The organism is Pseudonocardia sp. (genome assembly GCF_029263155.1).
Classification (GTDB): Bacteria; Actinomycetota; Actinomycetes; order Mycobacteriales; family Pseudonocardiaceae; genus Pseudonocardia.
The window spans coordinates 50,968-69,036 of record NZ_JAJCYB010000111.1; the positions used below are offsets into that span (position 1 = coordinate 50,968).

The 18,069-nt window shown below is 74.5% G+C and carries 15 protein-coding genes; 7 read left to right on the forward strand and 8 right to left on the reverse strand.

Going from position 1 to position 18,069, the window contains the following annotated elements; translation table 11 throughout:
* Nucleotides 1-85 precede the first annotated feature (85 nt).
* The 3 genes from nusG (at nt 86) to rplA (ending at nt 2,096) form a co-directional block, all read left to right on the forward strand.
* Nucleotides 86-856 carry a transcription termination/antitermination protein NusG gene (gene nusG / locus Q1K26_RS23270; RefSeq protein WP_300017342.1) on the forward strand — a complete coding sequence of 257 codons (771 nt, stop codon included), beginning with the start codon at nt 86-88 and terminating at the stop codon, nt 854-856.
* A 15-nt stretch (nt 857-871) separates the two neighbouring features.
* Nucleotides 872-1,306, forward strand: coding sequence for a 50S ribosomal protein L11 (gene rplK / locus Q1K26_RS23275; RefSeq protein ID WP_300016989.1), 435 nt, complete (start codon nt 872-874; stop codon nt 1,304-1,306).
* Between the two features lie 67 nt (nt 1,307-1,373).
* Nucleotides 1,374-2,096, forward strand: a complete 723-nt coding sequence (gene rplA, locus Q1K26_RS23280; protein ID WP_300016993.1) for a 50S ribosomal protein L1 — start codon at nt 1,374-1,376, stop codon at nt 2,094-2,096.
* 79 nt (nt 2,097-2,175) lie between these two features.
* Here the strand turns inward: rplA and Q1K26_RS23285 are convergent, their stop codons facing one another.
* The 5 genes from Q1K26_RS23285 to Q1K26_RS23305 all read right to left on the reverse strand — a co-directional run bounded on the left by Q1K26_RS23285 (nt 2,176) and on the right by Q1K26_RS23305 (nt 6,350).
* Entirely contained in the window at nt 2,176-3,264 is a 1,089-nt protein-coding gene (locus Q1K26_RS23285) for a CaiB/BaiF CoA-transferase family protein (RefSeq protein WP_300016996.1), read from the reverse strand.
* 37 nt (nt 3,265-3,301) lie between these two features.
* Complete coding sequence (locus Q1K26_RS23290; protein ID WP_300016999.1) at nt 3,302-4,780, reverse strand: PLP-dependent aminotransferase family protein; 1,479 nt, start codon at nt 4,778-4,780, stop codon at nt 3,302-3,304.
* A 62-nt stretch (nt 4,781-4,842) separates the two neighbouring features.
* Complete coding sequence (locus tag Q1K26_RS23295; RefSeq protein WP_300017002.1) at nt 4,843-5,106, reverse strand: hypothetical protein; 264 nt, start codon at nt 5,104-5,106, stop codon at nt 4,843-4,845.
* 58 nt (nt 5,107-5,164) lie between these two features.
* On the reverse strand, nt 5,165-5,575 hold the full coding sequence (locus Q1K26_RS23300) for a sterol carrier protein (RefSeq protein WP_300017005.1): 411 nt from the start codon (nt 5,573-5,575) through the stop codon (nt 5,165-5,167).
* 112 nt (nt 5,576-5,687) lie between these two features.
* Nucleotides 5,688-6,350: a response regulator transcription factor gene (locus Q1K26_RS23305; RefSeq protein WP_300017008.1), complete on the reverse strand. Its 663-nt coding sequence runs from the start codon at nt 6,348-6,350 to the stop codon at nt 5,688-5,690.
* 20 nt (nt 6,351-6,370) lie between these two features.
* On the opposite strand from Q1K26_RS23305, the gene Q1K26_RS23310 reads away from it, so the two are divergent.
* The 3 genes from Q1K26_RS23310 (at nt 6,371) to Q1K26_RS23320 (ending at nt 10,122) form a co-directional block, all read left to right on the forward strand.
* Nucleotides 6,371-7,681, forward strand: coding sequence for a HAMP domain-containing sensor histidine kinase (locus tag Q1K26_RS23310; protein ID WP_300017011.1), 1,311 nt, complete (start codon nt 6,371-6,373; stop codon nt 7,679-7,681).
* A gap of 346 nt (nt 7,682-8,027) precedes the next feature.
* Nucleotides 8,028-9,134, forward strand: a complete 1,107-nt coding sequence (locus Q1K26_RS23315) for an NDMA-dependent alcohol dehydrogenase (RefSeq protein WP_300017014.1) — start codon at nt 8,028-8,030, stop codon at nt 9,132-9,134.
* 22 nt (nt 9,135-9,156) lie between these two features.
* Nucleotides 9,157-10,122 (forward strand): R2-like ligand-binding oxidase, encoded by a 966-nt coding sequence (locus Q1K26_RS23320; RefSeq protein WP_300017017.1) that lies wholly within the window; start codon nt 9,157-9,159, stop codon nt 10,120-10,122.
* Between the two features lie 28 nt (nt 10,123-10,150).
* Here Q1K26_RS23320 and Q1K26_RS23325 read toward each other — a convergent pair whose 3' ends face one another.
* From Q1K26_RS23325 to Q1K26_RS23335, 3 genes are all read right to left on the reverse strand, one after another.
* A complete protein-coding gene (locus Q1K26_RS23325; RefSeq protein WP_300017020.1) occupies nt 10,151-12,742 on the reverse strand; it encodes a LuxR family transcriptional regulator in 2,592 nt (863 codons plus the stop codon).
* A gap of 126 nt (nt 12,743-12,868) precedes the next feature.
* Nucleotides 12,869-15,799, reverse strand: coding sequence for a hypothetical protein (locus Q1K26_RS23330; protein WP_300017023.1), 2,931 nt, complete (start codon nt 15,797-15,799; stop codon nt 12,869-12,871).
* A gap of 93 nt (nt 15,800-15,892) precedes the next feature.
* Nucleotides 15,893-16,495 carry a hypothetical protein gene (locus tag Q1K26_RS23335; RefSeq protein WP_300017026.1) on the reverse strand — a complete coding sequence of 201 codons (603 nt, stop codon included), beginning with the start codon at nt 16,493-16,495 and terminating at the stop codon, nt 15,893-15,895.
* Nucleotides 16,496-16,909: 414 nt separating this feature from the next.
* Here Q1K26_RS23335 and Q1K26_RS23340 point away from each other — a divergent pair, with 414 nt between their 5' ends.
* Nucleotides 16,910-18,064 carry an ATP-binding cassette domain-containing protein gene (locus tag Q1K26_RS23340; protein ID WP_300017029.1) on the forward strand — a complete coding sequence of 385 codons (1,155 nt, stop codon included), beginning with the start codon at nt 16,910-16,912 and terminating at the stop codon, nt 18,062-18,064.
* The last annotated feature ends 5 nt before the right edge of the window (nt 18,065-18,069 follow it).

Genomic DNA, 18,069 nt, shown 5'->3' on the forward strand with positions numbered 1-18,069 from the left:
GACCGACACCGAGATCGACGCCGACGAGGCCGTGGTCGAGGCCTCGGCGCGCGCCGGTGCCGACGAGGATCTCCCGGAGCAGGCCGTGCAGGACGCCGACACCGAGGCCGCCCACGGCGAGGACGCGGTGTCCGGCGGCTACACCGAGGACGCGGACGACGCCGATGACGCCGCCATCGCGGACGACGCCGCCACCGCGGACGACGCCGCCGACGACCCGTCGGACGAGCCGGAGGCGGAGGTCGACCCCGTCGAGGAGATGCGCGCCGCGCTGCGCCGTGCCCCCGGCGACTGGTACGTCATCCACTCCTACGCGGGCTACGAGAACAAGGTGAAGACCAACCTCGAGACGCGCGTCCAGACGCTCGACGTCGAGGACTACATCTTCCAGGTCGAGGTGCCCACCGAGGAGGTCACCGAGATCAAGAACGGCCAGCGCAAGCAGGTGCAGCGCAAGGTGCTGCCCGGCTACATCCTGGTCCGGATGGATCTCAACGACCAGTCGTGGGGCGCGGTCCGCAACACCCCGGGTGTCACCGGGTTCGTCGGCGCGACGTCCAAGCCGTCGCCGCTCACCCACGACGACGTCATCAAGTTCCTGCTGCCGAAGGTGGAGCCGAAGCCGGCCACCGGAGGGGGCAAGGGCGATGGTTCCGCGAGCACGAGCGGCAAGCCGACGGTGGAGGTCGACTTCGAGGTCGGCGAGTCCGTCACCGTCATGGACGGGCCGTTCGCGACGCTGCCCGCCACCATCAACGAGGTCAACATCGACGCCCAGAAACTGAAGGTGCTGGTGTCGATCTTCGGCCGCGAGACGCCCGTCGAGCTGGCATTCAGCCAGGTCTCCAAGATCTAAGGAATACGACTTCAGATGCCACCCAAGAAGCGGAAGCTCTCCGCGATCATCAAGCTCCAGATCAAGGCGGGGGCCGCCACCCCGGCGCCGCCGGTCGGCCCCGCGCTCGGCCAGCACGGCGTCAACATCATGGAGTTCTGCAAGGCCTACAACGCCGCCACCGAGGCGCAGCGCGGCGACATCGTGCCGGTCGAGATCTCGGTGTTCGAGGACCGCTCGTTCACCTTCGCGCTCAAGACCCCGCCGGCCGCGCGCCTGCTGCTCAAGGCCGCCGGTGTGGAGAAGGGCAGCGGCGAGCCGCACAAGACCAAGGTCGCCTCGGTGACCATGGACCAGGTGCGCCAGATCGCCCAGACCAAGATGGCCGACCTCAACGCCGACGACATCGACCAGGCCGCGAAGATCATCGCCGGCACCGCCCGCTCCATGGGCATCACGGTCAAGGGCTGAGCACCACCACACGCACGCGTGGGAGAGCCGGCGCGGCTCGCACCACGGACTGAGGAGAGAGATTCAGATGTCACAGCGCAGCAAGGCCTACCGCGAGTCCGCGGAGAAGATCGACAGGGACAACCTGTACACGCCGTTGCAGGCCGCCGAGCTGGCGAAGGCCACGGCCAGCACGAAGATGGACGCCACCGTCGAGGTCGCGATGCGCCTGGGTGTCGACCCGCGCAAGGCCGACCAGATGGTCCGCGGCACCGTCAACCTGCCGCACGGCACCGGCAAGACCGCCCGCGTGATCGTGTTCGCCACCGGTGACAAGGCCGCCGAGGCCGAGGCCGCGGGCGCCGACGTCGTGGGTGCCGAGGACCTGATCGAGCGCATCCAGGGCGGATGGCTCGACTTCGACGCCGCGATCGCCACCCCCGATCAGATGGCCAAGGTCGGCCGGATCGCGCGCATCCTCGGCCCGCGTGGCCTGATGCCGAACCCGAAGACCGGCACGGTGACGCCCGACGTCACCAAGGCCGTCAACGAGATCAAGGGCGGGAAGATCAACTTCCGCGTCGACAAGCAGGCCAACCTGCACCTGGTCATCGGCAAGGCCTCGTTCGACACCGACAAGCTGGTGGAGAACTACGGCGCGGCGCTCGACGAGATCCTGCGCGCGAAGCCGTCGGCCGCCAAGGGGCGCTACATCAAGAAGATCACCGTCTCGACGACGACGGGCCCGGGCATCCCGGTCGACCCGCTGCGCACCCGCAACCTGCTGGTGGACGAGACCCCCTCGGCCTGACCCCCACTACCGACGCAACGAACGGCACCCTCGTCCACTCCTGGTGTACGGATGTGCCGTTCGTTGCGGTCTCGGCGGGTCAGCTCCAGTCGGCGAGCACCGCGTCGACGTCCTCCGGTTCCCGCGCCCCGGTCGGCACCTCGGCCGCGGTGCGGGAGAAGCGTGGCGCGGGTGCGGCCTGGGGCACGCCGTCGGCCTCGACGATCGTCTCCCGCGCGGCGATGTGCGGGTGCACGGCAACCTCGCCGAACGCCAGCACCGGCGTCACGCAGGCGTCGGTGCCGTCGAACACGGCGGCCCACTCGTCACGCGGTCGGCTCGCGAACTCACTCGTGAAGCGTGCGCGCAGGGTGGGCCAGCCGTCCCGGTCGTACTGCTCGGGCAGTTCGGCCGGGTCGATGCCCAGGCCGGCGAGCAGCGCGGCGTAGAACTGCGGTTCCAGCGAGCCGACGGCCACGTGCCGCCCGTCGGCGCAGGTGTAGGTGTCGTAGAACGGCGCGTGGCCGTCGAGCATGTTCGCGTCGCGCTCGTCGGTCCAGATCTTCTGCGACAGGAAACCCCAGAACATCTGGCTCAGCAGCGACACGCCGTCGACCATCGCGGCGTCCACGACCTGGCCCTGCCCCGATCGCTGCGCCTCCCACAGCGCCGACAGCACGCCGACGACGAGCAGCATCGAGCCGCCGCCGAAGTCGCCGACCAGGTTCAGCGGGGGCACCGGCCGCTCGCCGGACCGCCCGATGGCGTGCAACGCGCCGGTCAGCGAGATGTAGTTGATGTCGTGCCCGGCGCGCTGGGCCATCGGCCCGTCCTGGCCCCAGCCGGTCATCCGCCCGTAGACGAGCTTCGGGTTGCGGGCGTGGCACTCGGCGGGTCCGACGCCGAGGCGCTCGGTGACGCCGGGCCGGTAGCCCTCGATCAGCACGTCGGCGCGCTCGGCCAGTCGCAGCACCGTCTCGATCCCCTCGGCCGACTTCAGGTCGGCGGCGACCCGGCGGCGGCCGCGCAGGGAGGGGTCGGGTGCGCCGGGCACGCCGAGGTGCAGCCCACCCGGGCGGTCCACGCGGACCACCTGAGCGCCCAGGTCGGCGAGGATCATCGCCGCGTGCGGACCCGGCCCGATCCCGGCCAGCTCCACGACCTTCAGCCCTGCCAGCGGTCCAGCCACACTTACCTCCAGTTGATCGACGTGCTCGGACCGGACCCTATGCGACCGCAACCGGTTCCGGCGGCACCCCGGCCTCGACCTGATCGAGGCCCGCCCACGCCAGCAGCAGCCGGTCCAGCGCCGCGTCGACGCGGTCGCGGCGCAGGGTGCAGGGCAGTCGCAGCCGCCGCTCGAACGCGCCGTCGAGGCCGAACCGGGGCCCGGCGGCGATCACGAGTCCGTGCCGGCGGGCGGCGACGGCCAGCCTGCTCGAGACCGGCGCACCGACGTCGACCCACAGGAACAGACCGCCGGTCGGCCGGTTCGCCGCCCAGCCTGGGAACAGCGCGCTCAGCCTGCCCAGCAGGTGGTCCCGGGCGGCGGTGACCTCGATGCGGCGCTGGGCCGCGATCTCCTCCACCTCGCCGAGCAGCCGCGCCGTGATCAGCTGCTCCAGCGGCGGCCCGCCCAGGTCCAGTGCGGCGCGGCGCGCGGCGAGCCTGCGCACCATGGGTGCCGAGGCCCGGACCCAGCCGACGCGAAGTCCACCCCAGATCACCTTGCTGGCCGAACCCACGGTGAGCACGTGCGGCGAGTCGGGTCCGCCGAAGGACCCGACCGGCGGCGGCGACGGCCCGTCGAGGGACAGCTCGGCCAGCGTCTCGTCGACCAGCAGCGGGGTGCCGGTGCGCCGGGCCAGATCCACCAGACGTTCCCGGTCCTGCGCGGGCAGCACCGCCCCGGTGGGGTTCTGGAAGTCCGGGATGAGGTAGGCCAGCCGCGGGGCGGCGTCGCGGACGGCGGCGGTGAGCAGGTCCAGGTCCCATCCGTCGGCACGGGTGCCCGGGTCGGTGGTCATCGGCACCGGCACGGGGTGCGCACCCCGTGCGGCGATCGCGTCCAGCGCGTTGGGGTAGGTGGGGTGCTCGACGAGCACGCGGTCGCCCGGACCGGTCAGCGTGGCGAGGACCAGCGCGATCGCGCCCTGCGCCCCCGTGGTGACGAGCACCTGGTCGGCGGTCGTCGGCAGGCCGCGCGCGGTGAACCGCCCCGCGATCGCGGTCCGGAGGACGGGCAGGCCCAGCAGGTCGTAGCCGTGGCCGCCGAGCAGGGCGTCGAGGTCGTGGACGGCCGCCGTGGTCGCCCGCCGCAGGTGCTCCGACGGGGCCGGCAACGCGGCGTGGGCCAGCTCGTGCGGGGCGGTGTCGTCGAGCAGGAAGAACGGGGACGGCGGCGCGCCACCCGGCGGGCCGGTCGGGAGCCGGGTCCAGCTGCCCGCGCCGCGCCGGCTGCGCAACACCGCGGCATCGCGCAGCTGGTCGTAGGCCGCGGCCACGGTGGTGCGGCTGACGGCGAGGGCTCCCGCCAGCTCGCGCTCGGCGGGGACCCGGATCTCCAGCGGGAGCCTGCCGTCGAGCACGAGCAGGCGGATGCGGTCGGCCAGCGCGCTCGCCAGCCGGCGGCCGTCGGCCGGGCGCCACTCGCCGAGCAGCCGGGCGAAGCTGCGCGCCCCGACCCGCCGTTCTGTGTGGTCCATGCCACTCCCTCACGATTGGCCCTGCATGCGCAGTCCAATCCTAGGTGCCGGGGTGGCGTCGGTCAGGTGGCCCAGTCGAACGTGCCTCGCGCGAACACGGCGAGCGCGTGCCCGCCGTCGTCGCGTTGTTCGGCGCTGTAGTGGTAGCGACCGGCCTGCCAGCCCTCGGTGGACGCGACCGTTCCCAGGCATGCCACGGCCCACTGCTGCCACCCGCCCACGACCGCAGGCAGGGGCTCCGGCGCCGGGCACGCCACGTCGGTGAACGGACGGAAGTTGCCCTGCAGCCCGGTCCACATCCGCACGTCGAGCCACACCTGGTCCATGGCGCGGAGTATCGGGCCACGGGTCCACCGGAGCCGGTCGGACCACCGGATCGGGTGATCAGGCCTCGAGCAGGTCGGAGCGGCCCTTCGACGCCACCAGCTCGCGGTACGGGCCGAAGAGCTGCTTGGCCAGCGGCAGCACCTTGAGCAGCTTCGCCACCGGACCCTTGGCCCGCACCTGCCCCTTGGCCAGCGCCACCGGCAGGATGACCTTGCCCAGCCAGAACCGGTTGCCCGTGTCGGCGGTCATGAACAGCTCGACGTTCGGGTCCGGGCCCGCTCCGGCGCCCTCGTGCAGCTCCTTGCCGGGCATGTCGACGGTGATCACCGCGTCCGGCTCGGTGTAGGTGATGCGCAGCACGATCCCGGTCGGCTCGAGCTTCGACACCAGCTCGGGATCGTCCAGGCCCATCCGGAACACCCCGCCCAGGAACTCGTAGACCTCGGCCTCACTGCTGAACGCCGCCACGTCGGCCCCTCTCGTCTCCGGTTGGACCGGGAGTGTCCCGCATCGGGATCGCCGCGCACAGGACCACGATCGGGCCGTACGTGGCCCGCACGGGCCAGTTCGCGCCCACCCGTCAGCAGGCGTCGGGGTCGTCCAGCAGGCCGTAGCGGCCCGCCAGCGCCGCGGCCTCGATCCGGTTCGCCGCACCGAGCTTGTGCAGCAGGGACGCGATCATCCGCTTCGCCGTGCGCTCGCTGACCAGCATCGGCTTGGCGATCTCGCTGGTCTCCAGGCCGCGCGCGAGCAGCCGCCACAGCGTCACCTCGCGGCTGCCGAGGCGCTCCAGCAGGCCGTCGGCGGTGCGGTCGCCTGCCACGAGCAGCGCGTCGAGCAGGTCGGGACGCACCACCCGCACGCCCGCGACGATGGCCAGCAGCGGCGCGACCAGCACGTCCGGGTCGGCGGACTTGCCCAGGAAACCCGCCGCCCCCGCCCGCAGCGCCGCGGTGGCCAGCGCGAGGTCCTCGGTACCCGACAGGGCCAGCACGTGGGTGCGGGGGTAGGCGGCCCGGATGCGGCGGATCGTCTCGACACCGCCCAGCGGGGGCAGCGCGAGGTCGACGACCGCGATGTCGGCCGCCTCGCGCCCGACCAGCGCCACGGCCTCCTCGCCCGCCGTGGTCGACCCCGCGACGAGGAAGGTGTCGCCCGCGCGGGACTCCAGCAGCAGCGCCAGGCCCTGGGAGAACAGGGCGTGATCGTCCACGATGACCACCACGTACCGGCCGTCGCGCACGGTCGGGGACTGTAGCGGGGATGGGAGTGCGGGTGGACGCCTGGCGGAGCGGGGGATGGGAGCGCGTGCCGCGTGCGCAGCGCACGGCCGAGGACCGCACGGCCGCGGTGATCCGGGTCGCCGCGGTGCTGGCGGTCGGCCTCGCGCTGGTGCTGGGACCGGAGCTGGCGCGCGGATGGCTGGTCCCGCTCGCGGTGCTGGTCGTCGCGACGACCGGGTACGCGCTGGCCCTCCTGATCGGTGAGCTGCGCGGGCGCCAGCTCGTCCCGGCCTGGTTCTCCACCGCCCTCGACGGTGTGCTGGTGCTCGTCGCGTGTGCCCTGACCGGCGGGGCCGAGAGCATCATGGTCGCGCTGCTGCCGCTCGTCGTCGTCGCGGCGGCGGTGCGGGGCGGCGCGGTGATCGGGCGGCTGGCAGCGCTCGTCGCCGGGGCCGGGTTCACCGTGGGCGCGGTGCTCGGCTCCGATCCCGACGTGTCCCTCGCCGACCGCTGGCTGGCCGGGGCGTGGTGGACGGGGTTCCTGGTGGCGGCCGCGGTGCTGGTCGGGGTGCTGGTGCAGATGCTGGAGCGCCAGCTCGACGAGTCGGCGGTGTCGCGGGCCCGCGCGCTCGCCGAGCACGAGGCGTTCCTGGAGGAGCGGGACCTGCGCGCCCGGCTGCTCGCCGCCCAGCAGGCCCGCCTCGACGGGGTGCGCGTCGTGCTGCACGAGTTCCGCACGCCCGTCGCGTCGCTGACGGCGCTCACGGCCGACCTCGCCGCGGGCCGGCTGCGGGGGCCGTCGCAGGAGACCGCCACGCGGCTGCTCGCCGAGCACGCCGTGCACCTGCGCGACATGCTCGACGGGCTCGCCGACGTCGCGGTCACCGACGGCAGCCCGCTCGGCCGGGTCCGGGAGCGGCCGGTGCGCCTCGCCGAGCTGGCGGACGCCGTGCTCGACGCGGCTGGCGTCGCGCCGGCGCGCCGGGTGCCGCTGGCCGAGCCGCCGGGTGCGGTGGTGCGCTGCGACCCCCAGCGCCTGCGTCGGGTGCTCACCAACCTCGTGGAGAACGCGGCCCGGCACAGCGGCGACGCGCCCGTCGAGCTCGATCTCCGGCTCCGGGCGGGGCGGCTGGTGGCCGAGGTCCGCGACCGCGGCCCGGGCCTGCCACCCGGCCAGGAGGGCGTCGTGACGGCGAAGGGTGTGGCGATGGGGGAGCGGCAGGGCACGGCGGGCCTGGGCCTGTGGATCGTCGAGGCGCTGGTGGCGGCGATGGACGGCGAGCTGACCCTGAGCCCCCGCGACGGCGGCGGCCTCGTCGCCCACCTCAACCTCCCCCTCCCCTCGCCCTGACCCCGCCCGCCCGCCCGCGAGTCGGGGTGTGAGCACCCGCGAGTCGGGGTGTGAGCGCCCGCGAGTCGGGGTGTGGGTGCGCGCGAGTCGCGTCCCGGCGAGCCGGTATGCGGCCCCTCGACCGCACGCAGGCCCCGACTCGCGCGCACGCAGGGCCCGACTCGCGCGTGCGGAGGGCCCGACTCGCGGGTGCGGAGGCCCCGACTCGCGCGCACGCAGGGCCCGACTCGCGGGTGCGGAGGCCCCGACTCGCGGGTACACGGACGGGTGAACTGGCACCTGCGGGCCAGGGGCGGAACCCGCGGGCCGGTGCGGTGGGGGTCACGTTCCGGGCAAGCTGACCGCCATGAGAACCACCGCGGCGGTGTTGTGGGAGCTCGGCGGCAAGTGGACCGTCGAGGAGGTCGAGCTCGATCCGCCCGGCGCGGGTGAGGTGCTCGTCGAGCTGGCCGCGAGCGGGTTGTGTCACTCCGACGAGCACCTGGTCACCGGGGACCTGCCGATCGGGTTCCCGATGATCGGCGGGCACGAGGGTGCCGGACGGATCCTGGAGGTCGGCCCGGGGGTCACCGACGTGGCCGTCGGTGACCCGGTGGTGATGACGTTCCTGCCGAGCTGCGGGCGCTGCTCGTACTGCGTGCGCGGCTACACCGCCCTGTGCGACGACGGCGCGGGCGCCACGCTCGGTCCGCAGCTCGACGGCACCTACCGCTTCCACGCCCGCGGTGCGGACGTCGGCCAGATGTGCCTGCTCGGGACGTTCGCGAAGCACACCGTCGTGCCGGTCAAGTCCGTCGTGAAGATCGACGAGGGGTTCCCGCTGCACCTGGCCGCGCTCGTCGGCTGCGGGGTGACGACCGGCTTCGGCAGCGCCGTGCGCACCGCGGAGCTGCGTGCCGGGGACGCGTGCGTCGTCATCGGGATCGGTGGCGTCGGCGCCAACGCCGTACAGGGGGCGAAGGCGGCCGGCTGCCGCTACGTCGTGGCCGTCGACCCGGTCGGCTTCAAGCGCGAGAAGGCGCTGGAGCTGGGGGCCACCCACGTCGCCGCGAGCATGGACGAGGCCTGGAACACCGTGTCGAGCCTGACCCGTGGCCAGCTCGCCGACGCCGCCATCCTGACGACGGGCGTCGCCGAGGGCTCCTACCTGCAGCCGGCGCTGCAGCTCGTGGGGAAGAAGGGCCGCGTGGTCGTGACCGCGCTGGGCCATCCCGACGAGGACACGGCCACCCTGTCGCTGCTGGACCTGACGCTCTACGAGAAGCAGATCCGCGGCGCCCTGTTCGGCAGCTCCAACGGTCAGCACGACGTGCCGCGGCTGCTGGAGATGTACAACCTCGGGCTGCTCAAGCTCGACGAGCTGATCACCCGCGAGTACGCCCTCGAGGAGATCAACCTGGGTTACGAGGACATGCGCGAGGGTCGCAACATCCGCGGCCTCATCCGGTACTGACCAGCACACACGGAGGTCTGCAATGACGCGGTCGATCGAGCACGGAAAGCGCACGGGCTACGCCACGCTGGGGCGGGGCGGGCTGAACTTCGACTCGTTCCCGATGCGGCTGTTCGCCAAGGGCAACGGGCGGCACTGGAACCCCGCCGACATCGACCTCGCGCAGGACGCCGCCGACTTCGCGGCCCTGAACGACTCCGAGCGCTGGTGGACGACGATGCTCGCCGCGCAGTTCATGGCCGGTGAGGAGTCGGTGACCCAGGACCTGCAGCCCTTCGTCGCGGCGATGGCGGCGGAGGGGCGCCTGGCCGACGAGATGTACCTGACGCAGTTCGTGTTCGAGGAGGCCAAGCACACCGAGGCGTTCCGCCGCTGGTTCGACGCCGTCGGCCTGACCGAGGACCTGCACCCCTTCCTCGCCGACAACGACGCCTACGGGCAGATCTTCACCCGGGAGCTGCCGCAGAGCCTCTACGCGCTGGCCGACGACCCGTCGCCGCGCAACCAGATCCGCGCGTCGGTCACCTACAACCACATCGTCGAGGGGACGCTCGCGCTCACCGGGTACTACATCTGGGCGAAGATCTGCAAGAGCCGCGGGATCCTGCCCGGGATGCAGAAGATCATCAAGCACATCGGCGACGACGAGCGCAGGCACATGGCCTGGGGCACCTTCACCTGCCGGCGCCACGTCGCGGCCGACGACTCGCTGTTCGACGTCGTCGACGAGCGGATGCAGGAGCTGCTGGTGCCCGCGATGGGTGTCGTGACGGCGCCGTTCGACCGGCTCGCCGAGGGCGAGGAGCCCCCGTTCGCGATCGACCTCAACGAGCTCGCGGAGTACGCGATGGACAAGATCGGCCGCCGCCTCGGCGCGATCGAGTCGGCCCGCGGGGCCAACCTGTTCGACATCGACGTGGACGCCTCGCCCGAGGCGTTGGAGGAGCGCTTCCACACCGAGGACCAGGCCGAGCTCGCGGCCGCCTGAGTACCCGATCCCCGGCGGCCCGGACCCCTCACCGGGCCGCCGGTCCCCGTCCCGGCCCGAGCGCTCCGTCCAGCTCGCCACGACCGCAGATGCCCAGCTTGGTGTAGGTGCGGGCGAGGTGGGTCTCCACCGTCCGGACCGAGACGACCAGACGCCGTGCGATCCTCTGATTGGACAGGCCGCTCGCCGCGAGCCGGGCGATGTCGTGCTCGCGGGCGGTGAGTCGTGGGGGCTCCAGGCCGGCCAGGGCCGGGGTGCGGGGGCTGCCGCACCGGCGCGCGAGGTGCACGGCACGGGCGGACGCCGTCGCCGCGAGCCTGCGCCGACCGGTCCGCTGATGATCGGCGGCGGCGGCCGCGGCGCAGTCGGCGGCCGACAGCAGCGCACCGAGCTCCTCGAACCGGTCGCCCGCCGCGTCCAGGCGGGTCGCGTCGCCTGCCACGGCGGCGTCCGCGTGCTCGGCGGCGATCCGCACGATCGGCGCGTCGCAGGAGCGGGCCAGCGCCCGGAGGGGTTCGGCGGCGTCCGCCGCGTGTCCCAGGCGGACCGCGTCGTGCAGCAGGCCGGCCGCCACGACGACCTGACCGGCTGCCCCGGCGGGTCCCGCCGCGTCCCGGGCCAGGGCGGCCGCGTCGGCGACGCGCTGCCTGGATGCCAGAACCCAGACCCGGGCGCGCTGCCGCTGTGGCGTGACCAGCGGCCCGGCCCCGTCGAGATCGTCCAGGAGGGCCTCCGCGGCGCGGGAGTCGCCGAGCAGGGCGCGCGCGGTCGCGAGCCACGCGGTACAGATCGGCTGCAGGTCCAGGGGGTCGCGATGGCTGAGCCCGAGCCGCGCCTCGGTGAGCCAGCGGGCCGCGGTGTCGACCCGGCCCGCGGCCAGCGCCGCCGCGCCGCGGTGCAGCGCACCGATCGCGTCACCTGCCGACTCGGTGGCCGCCATGCTGGCGCGGTGCAGCGCTGCGGCCGCGGCCGTGTGGTCCTCGATGCGCCCGGCGTGCAGCAGGGCCACCAGCCCGGCCTGCTCCAGCGCGAGCGCGCCGAGCACCGGACCGGCCGCTTCCGTGTCCTGCCCGGACGTCACGATCCGCAGCGCCTCGGCGGCGCGCCCCTGCACGGCCAGCCCGGTACCGGCCGCGGCCGCGGCGAGCCGGTGCCCGGCCGCGCAGGCGGGGGACGCGAGCGCCCGTCCCCCCAGCTCGACCGCCCGCCGGACGTCCCCGGAGCGCAGCTCGAGCAGGGCGAGCGTGCCGGTCAGCACACCGGTCCGGTCGTGCCGGACGGTGGGCTCGAGCACGCCGCGTGCCTCGGCGGGCCGGCGCAGGCCGAACTGCAGGTTCAGGGCACGGACCGCCACCAGTCGCGCCGACGCCGGCCGCGCGGCGGCGGCGACCTGCTCGGCCTCGGCCGCCCGGCCCTGCCACATCAGGGCCTCGACCAGTGTCGGGGCGGCCCGTTGCGTGCTGCCCGAGGCCAGCGCGGCCCTGGCCAGCCGCTCCGCCAACCGGTGGTCGCTGCGGGCCGCGGCCTCCTCGGCCGAGCGGGCCAGTACCTCGGCGTCGACGTCCACGCTCTCGCCGTCGAGGAGCATCCGGCCGGTCCGCAGCAGGTCGTCGCTCGATCCGGCGCCCGGGTTCCCCGGGTCGCGGACGACCTGGCGCCGGATCCGGCCGGCGTCGGCCTCCGGCAGCTGGTCGGCGAGGACGGCGGCGTGCACCGGGTAGGCAGGTTCGGCGTGCGCGCTTCCGGGGACGTCACCGCAGCGCACGGTGATCAACCCGGACCGCTCCAGTGCGGCCACCGTGGGCCGGCCGGCGAGCTCGACGAACCGGCCGACGGGCAGGGGCCCGGCCACGGCCAACAGGTCGAGTGCGGCCCGCTCGTGCGGGGCGAGACCCGCGAGCTGGGCGAGCACGATGCCGGTCAGCCGGGGGGTGGGTTCCATGGGGCCCGACCAGCGCCACAGCCCGTCGACGCGGTGCAGCCGGCCGGACTCCCTGCCGCCCTCGACGAACTCCCGCAGCACCCGCGGGTTGCCGTGGCTCAGCCGCCAGAGCTGCTCGGTGAGCCTGCTGTCGACGGCGCCGTCGAGCACCTCGGCCAGCAACCGCTCGGACCGGGCCCGCGACAGCGGGCGCAGATCGATGCGGGCGGCGAGGTCGTCCTTCCACAGGGTGGTCGTCGGGTCCGGGCCGGTTGCGGGGACGGTGGCGACGAGGGTGGCGTCACCCGCGGCGACGAGCCGGTGTACGAGGGTGACGCTCAGCGGGTCGAGCAGGTGCGCGTCGTCGACGACGAGTACCGGTCGACCGGGACCCGCGGTCAGGGCGCGCCTCGCCCGCTCGAGCAGTTCGGGTTCGGCGGCGCCCGACGGGGCGGTGGGCAGCAGGTGCGCCAGTGCGCCCAGGGGCAGCGCCGCGGCGGCGGCACTGGCGGCGGCACGGTGCACCGGTCGCCCACGGGCACGGGCCAGGTCGACGGCCTCCCGTGCGAGGCGGGTGCGACCGACCCCGGGCGGGCCCGCGACGACCACGCCCGCGGCGGATCCGTCGAGCGCAGCGGCCAGGGTCGCCATCTCGGTGTCGCGGCCGATGAGCGGCCACGTCGCACGGACCCCCGTCATCCGACCGCCCCGCCGGCGCGCGCTCCTCGTCGAGCCTCCATATGAGGATCTACGTGGCCATCGTTCGCCGGGTTCGGTGACGAGCGTGATGGTTTAGGGGGGCCGCCGGGACGCGCGACGCCCGGTTCACGCGGGATCCCGGGCGAGGTCGATCGTGTAGTGGATCACCACGCCGTCATCCGCGGCGGTGACGTCGGCCGGACGGAACGGCGGCCGCTGGCCGTCGAGCCAGCGGCTGAGCACCTCGACGGCGGCCGGCTCGGTGACCGGGACGCCGTCGACCGCGGTGACGACGCCCGCGCGCCGGGGCGCGCCCGCCGGCTCGCCCGCGACCGCCGGGAACCCGGCGACGGTCAGGACGTGCGCCCCGGCCAGGCCGGTGACCGTCGCGGCCAGCCGCGGGTCCACCGCGCCGGAACGGAGCATGTCCGCGGCGTCCGGGGTGAGGACGAGCGCCGGGTTGCCGAGCAGCAGCGAACCGGCGACGGGTTCGGCGGCGGCCGGCGTGGTGGCCCGGAGCACCGTCGGGGCCCCGTCCGGGCCGGCGGGCAGCTCCAGCAGGACCGGGCCCGCCGCGTCGGGTGCGAGGGTGGCCCCGACCGGTGCGCCGGCCGGCACGAGCCGGTCCGCGGGGAACCCGTCGGCGGCCAGCTGTGCGGCAGCGAGCGGGGTGACCGCGAGCTGCACGTCCGCCTGGAGCTCGGAGCGGGCCCATGCGGCGAGCCGGTGCGGATCGGGATCGGCCGCCGCGGCGGCGCGCACCGCCGGCCCGCCTGCGAGCACCGCGGTGACCACGGTGGCCGCCAGCAGCGCCCTGCTCTGCCCCGGTCGCGACGGATCGGTGCGGCTGTGGGCGTACACGCCGGCCAGCACGGCGAGCACGGGCAGCACGACGAGTACCGCGCCCACGGACAGCGGCGTGACCGGCAACAACGCGGCTGCACCGGTCGCGACCGGGCGTAGCGGCGGCAGGTGCCGCAGCGCGAGCCCGACGGTCGCGGCCCCCAGCACGAGTACCGGGACCCAGCCGGCCGGCGCCGGCGCCGGGGCGCCCGGCACCACGGTCACCGCGACCGCGGCCGCTCCGGCACCGAGCAGCACGGTGATGGCCGACGCCGCCCCGCGTCGCAGCCCGGAACCGAGCTGCCCGGTCGCCACACCGTGCGCCGCGAACCCCAGCAGCCCGACGGCGGCCACCGGCGCGGTCAGCAGGCCGATGCCGACGGCCGTCGCCGCCGCGGCGTCGGCTCCCCGCCCCCGCCCGGCCAGCGCCGCCGCCCCGACCAGCCACAGGGCGGCGAGGCCTCCGGCGTCGACGGTGCCGAGGACCGGGGCCAGCAGCGCGGGGAACGCGGCGAGCGCCACCACCAGCGCGGCGGCCGTACCCGGCAGCCGCAGCCGGCGCGCGACGGGCCACAGCAGCAGGGCCCCCACCACACCGGCGACGACGAGCGCGGCCCGCGCCGCGGTGAGGACCCCGGGCCCGCCGAGGACGCCGTCGAGCAGGGCGCCGGCGGCCGCGATCTGGTGCGCGGCCACCGGATCGACCGAGGGAACCGGCAACGGGGGCCCGCCGACGGCGCCCGCGGCGGCGGCGAGGGCCGCCTCGCCCGGGCCGGCCGCGCGCTGGTCCACGCCGGCCACGACGAGCAGGCCGAGCAGCACCACGGGCACCGCGACGACGAGCAGGCTGCGCAGCGGCCGCTCGCCGGGCCGGGCGCGGGGCCGGGGCCGCTGCTGCAGCCAGCCGCCGATGCGGCGCAGGGCCAGCCCCAGCAGCAGCGTCATGCCCAGAACCGGAAGCAGCAGGAACAGCAGCCGCACGGCGTCCAGCGCCCCGGCCGCGCCATCCCCGGCGCGTACCGCGGCGCCGACGCCCGCGAGCCGGTCGAGGACCCCGTCCCACACCACGGGCAGCACCTGCGGTGCGAGCGCCACGAACAGCACCAGGAAGGAGAGCAGGAACGGGATGACCAGCAGCACCCAGGCGACGATGATGCGCCGGGTCCTCGGCGCCAGCTCGGCCACCCGGGGGTGCGGCTGCCGCCCGGGCACGAGCCCGGTGAGCACCGGGCGCAGGAACATGAACAGGTCGGGCAGCCCGATCAGGTCGGACAGGATGTAGTAGCCGTCGAGCCGGATCGAGGGCAGGAACTGGCGCGCGGTCTCCACGTGCAGCGCCAGCACGGCGAGCAGCAGCCACGGCGTCGCGGTCGCGAGCCAGGCCGCACCGAGCGCGGCCATCGCGATCGCGTTGACGTGGACGCCGCCGAGGTCGGTGCGCAGGCGTCCCGCGCGGCTGAGCCGGTAGGAGTCGGTGACGGTGCTGTAGTACGCGGGCCACACCAGGTAGATGCCGACGCCCATGGCGCCGGGGCGGGCCCCGCCGTAGCGGCAGGCGGCGACGTGTCCGCACTCGTGGAGCACGCCCGCCAGCAGGAGCGCGACGATCACCAGCAGTGCCGATGCCGGTGACTGCACGAGCCCGACCGTCGCCGCGACCAGCGCGTCGAAGCCGCCGCCCACCACGATGGCGACGTCGACGGCCACGAACGCGGCCAGCGCCAGTGCCACGGCGACCGGGGCGAACAGCGGTGCGAACACCCCGGCGATCCGCCACACCACCGGCGCAGGCACGACCGGCAGCCGGAATCGCAGCATCAGCAGGGGGTCCGGACGCGGGCTCGCGACCCTCGGCGCGGACCCCGGCCCGGCCGCGGCGATCCCCGCCGGCACCAGCTTCGTCTCGATCAGGCGGGCCACCTGGGCCGCGTCGATCGCGCGCCCGGTCTCGGTGTGCACCTGCGCGGCGATCTCCGCGGTGCCGCGGTGCCCGTCCATCGTCGCGGCCAGTCGGTACAGCAGGAGGGGGAGCTGGACCACCTGCCCGTCGGGCCGGTTCACCAGGTACCGGGGTTCGACGTAGCCGGCGCCGTGGAACTGCCCGACCAGCTCGACGCCCTCGGCGAGGCGGGGCGGCGGCGGGTCGGCGCGGTACCGGCCCGGGCTCGGCTCGTCGCGCGCGGCGGCGGCCTCGCGTACCGCGGTGTCGGGCACTGACGCACCTCCGGGGCCGGGTGGACGGTGGGCGACCGACGGCACGGGAGGGGCGATGGGTGCCCCTCCCGCGCCTGGGTCGTGCGGGTCGGATCAGCGCCAGCTGCCGACGAACCTGTCGTAGTAGGAGTCCTCGTCGCCCGAGTCGCCGCCGTCACCGCCGTCGGCGTCGGCGTCGCCGCCGTCACCGCCCTCGGCACCGGCGAACTGGTCGGTGTCGCCGCCGTCGGCGTCGTCACCCAGGCCGATCGCGTTGCCGTTGAGCGCGGAGATGTTCAGGGCACCGCCGTCGCCGCCGTCGCCACCGATTGCACCGGCCGATCCGCCGTCGCCGCCGTCGGCGTCGCCGCTGTCCCCGCCGAAGCCGAAGCCGAAGCCGTCGCCGGCACCGCTGTCGGCGTCGCCGCCGTCGCCACCGTCGGCGTCGGCGTCACCGCCGTCCCCGCCGATGCCGACGGCGCCCTGGTCGGTGTCGCCGCCCTCGGCGTCACCGAACAGACCCAGCGCGTTGCCGTTGAGCGCGGAGATGTTGGCCGCGCTGCCGTCGCCGCCGTCACCGGCCTCGGCGAACGCGTCGCCACCGGAGCCGCCGTCGGCGTCGCCGCCGCCGCCGACGGTGGTCAGCAGGGTGCGGGCGGGGAGCAGCTCGGCGTGCAGGGCGTCGAACTCGTCGAGACGCATGGTCTGGTCGTTCATGCTGCGATTTCCTCCGATGTGTGGAATGCGGGCGATCACCTCGGTGCGGTGCACCGCCCTTGCCGTGCACCTCCTGGCTACCCGCGGGACTCGGCCGTCGGCACGTCGGGCACTGCGTATGTTCGACGGCCCGACACCACGGAGGTTCAGGCGCGGGACACTGAGATCCGAAGATCACTACGTACGTGCCCGAACGCCGATCCGACCCCGTCCGTCGCCGCCGGGTGGCCCGGTCGGCGGCGCCCCGATCCGACAGTCCGTCGCTCGCGGACGTCCGAAGGGAGCAATTTCCCCCGCAGAGGTGACTGCTCAGTAACCCACCTCACCCCTCCTCGTTGACCGGTTGTGGGCAGTCGGCCGCCCGCTCCCCGTTGTGCGGCCGCGAACGGCCCGAGCGCGCAGAGAGGCGGCGGCGTGGCCGGTGTCGAGGTGAAGGTCGAGGGGCTCTCGAAGTCCTTCGGGCGGGCGAACATCTGGTCCGACGTGACCCTGACACTGCCCCCCGGCGAGGTCTCGGTGCTGCTGGGCCCGTCGGGCACGGGCAAGTCGGTGTTCCTCAAGACCCTGATCGGGCTGCTGAAGCCGGATAAGGGCTCGATCGTCATCCACGACACCGACCTGGTGCGCTGCTCGGAGTCGCGGCTCTACGAGCTGCGCAAGCTGTTCGGGGTGCTGTTCCAGGACGGCGCGCTGTTCGGGTCGATGAACCTCTACGACAACATCGCGTTCCCGCTGCGGGAGCACACGAAGAAGCCCGAGGCGCAGATCCGCGACATCGTCGCGGAGAAGATGGAGATGGTCGGTCTCACCGGCGACGAGAAGAAGCTGCCGGGGGAGATCTCGGGCGGGATGCGCAAGCGCGCGGGGCTGGCCCGTGCGCTCGTGCTCGACCCGGAGATCATCCTGTTCGACGAGCCGGACTCCGGGCTCGACCCGGTGCGTACGGCGTACCTGAACCAGCTGATCATCGATCTGAACGCGCAGACCGACTCGACGTTCCTGATCGTCACCCACGACATCAACACCGCGCAGACCGTGCCCGACAACATCGGGATGCTCTACCGCAAGCACCTGGCCATGTTCGGTCCGCGGGAGGTGCTGCTGACCAGCGAGGAGCCGGTGGTCAGCCAGTTCCTCAACGGTCGCCGCCAGGGCCCGATCGGGATGAGCGAGGAGAAGGACACCGCTCAGGCGGCCCGCGAGATGCAGGAGGCGGGCGAGCTGGCCGGGCTGCCGGAGATGAAGCCGCAGCTGGGTACGAGCCCGGGGGTGCCCGAGCGCAAGGCCGTGGGCCGGCGCCGGGAGCGGGTGATGCAGATGCTGCACACCCTGCCGCCCGCCGCCCAGGAGGCCATCCGCCGCAGCTACGCCGACCAGCCGCAACCGGCCATGGCGGGCGCGCCGCTGCCCCCGCGCAATCGGGGCCTGCTCGGCGGTCCGGGACCCGACACCGATGTGATCATGTCGGAGGATCCGCAGACCGCGTGGTACCCGGGGCCGTCGTCGGGCCCCGGTTCCCAGGGCCCCCCGCCCGGCCCCGGGCGGCACCGTCCCCGGCCCGGACCGTGAGGCAC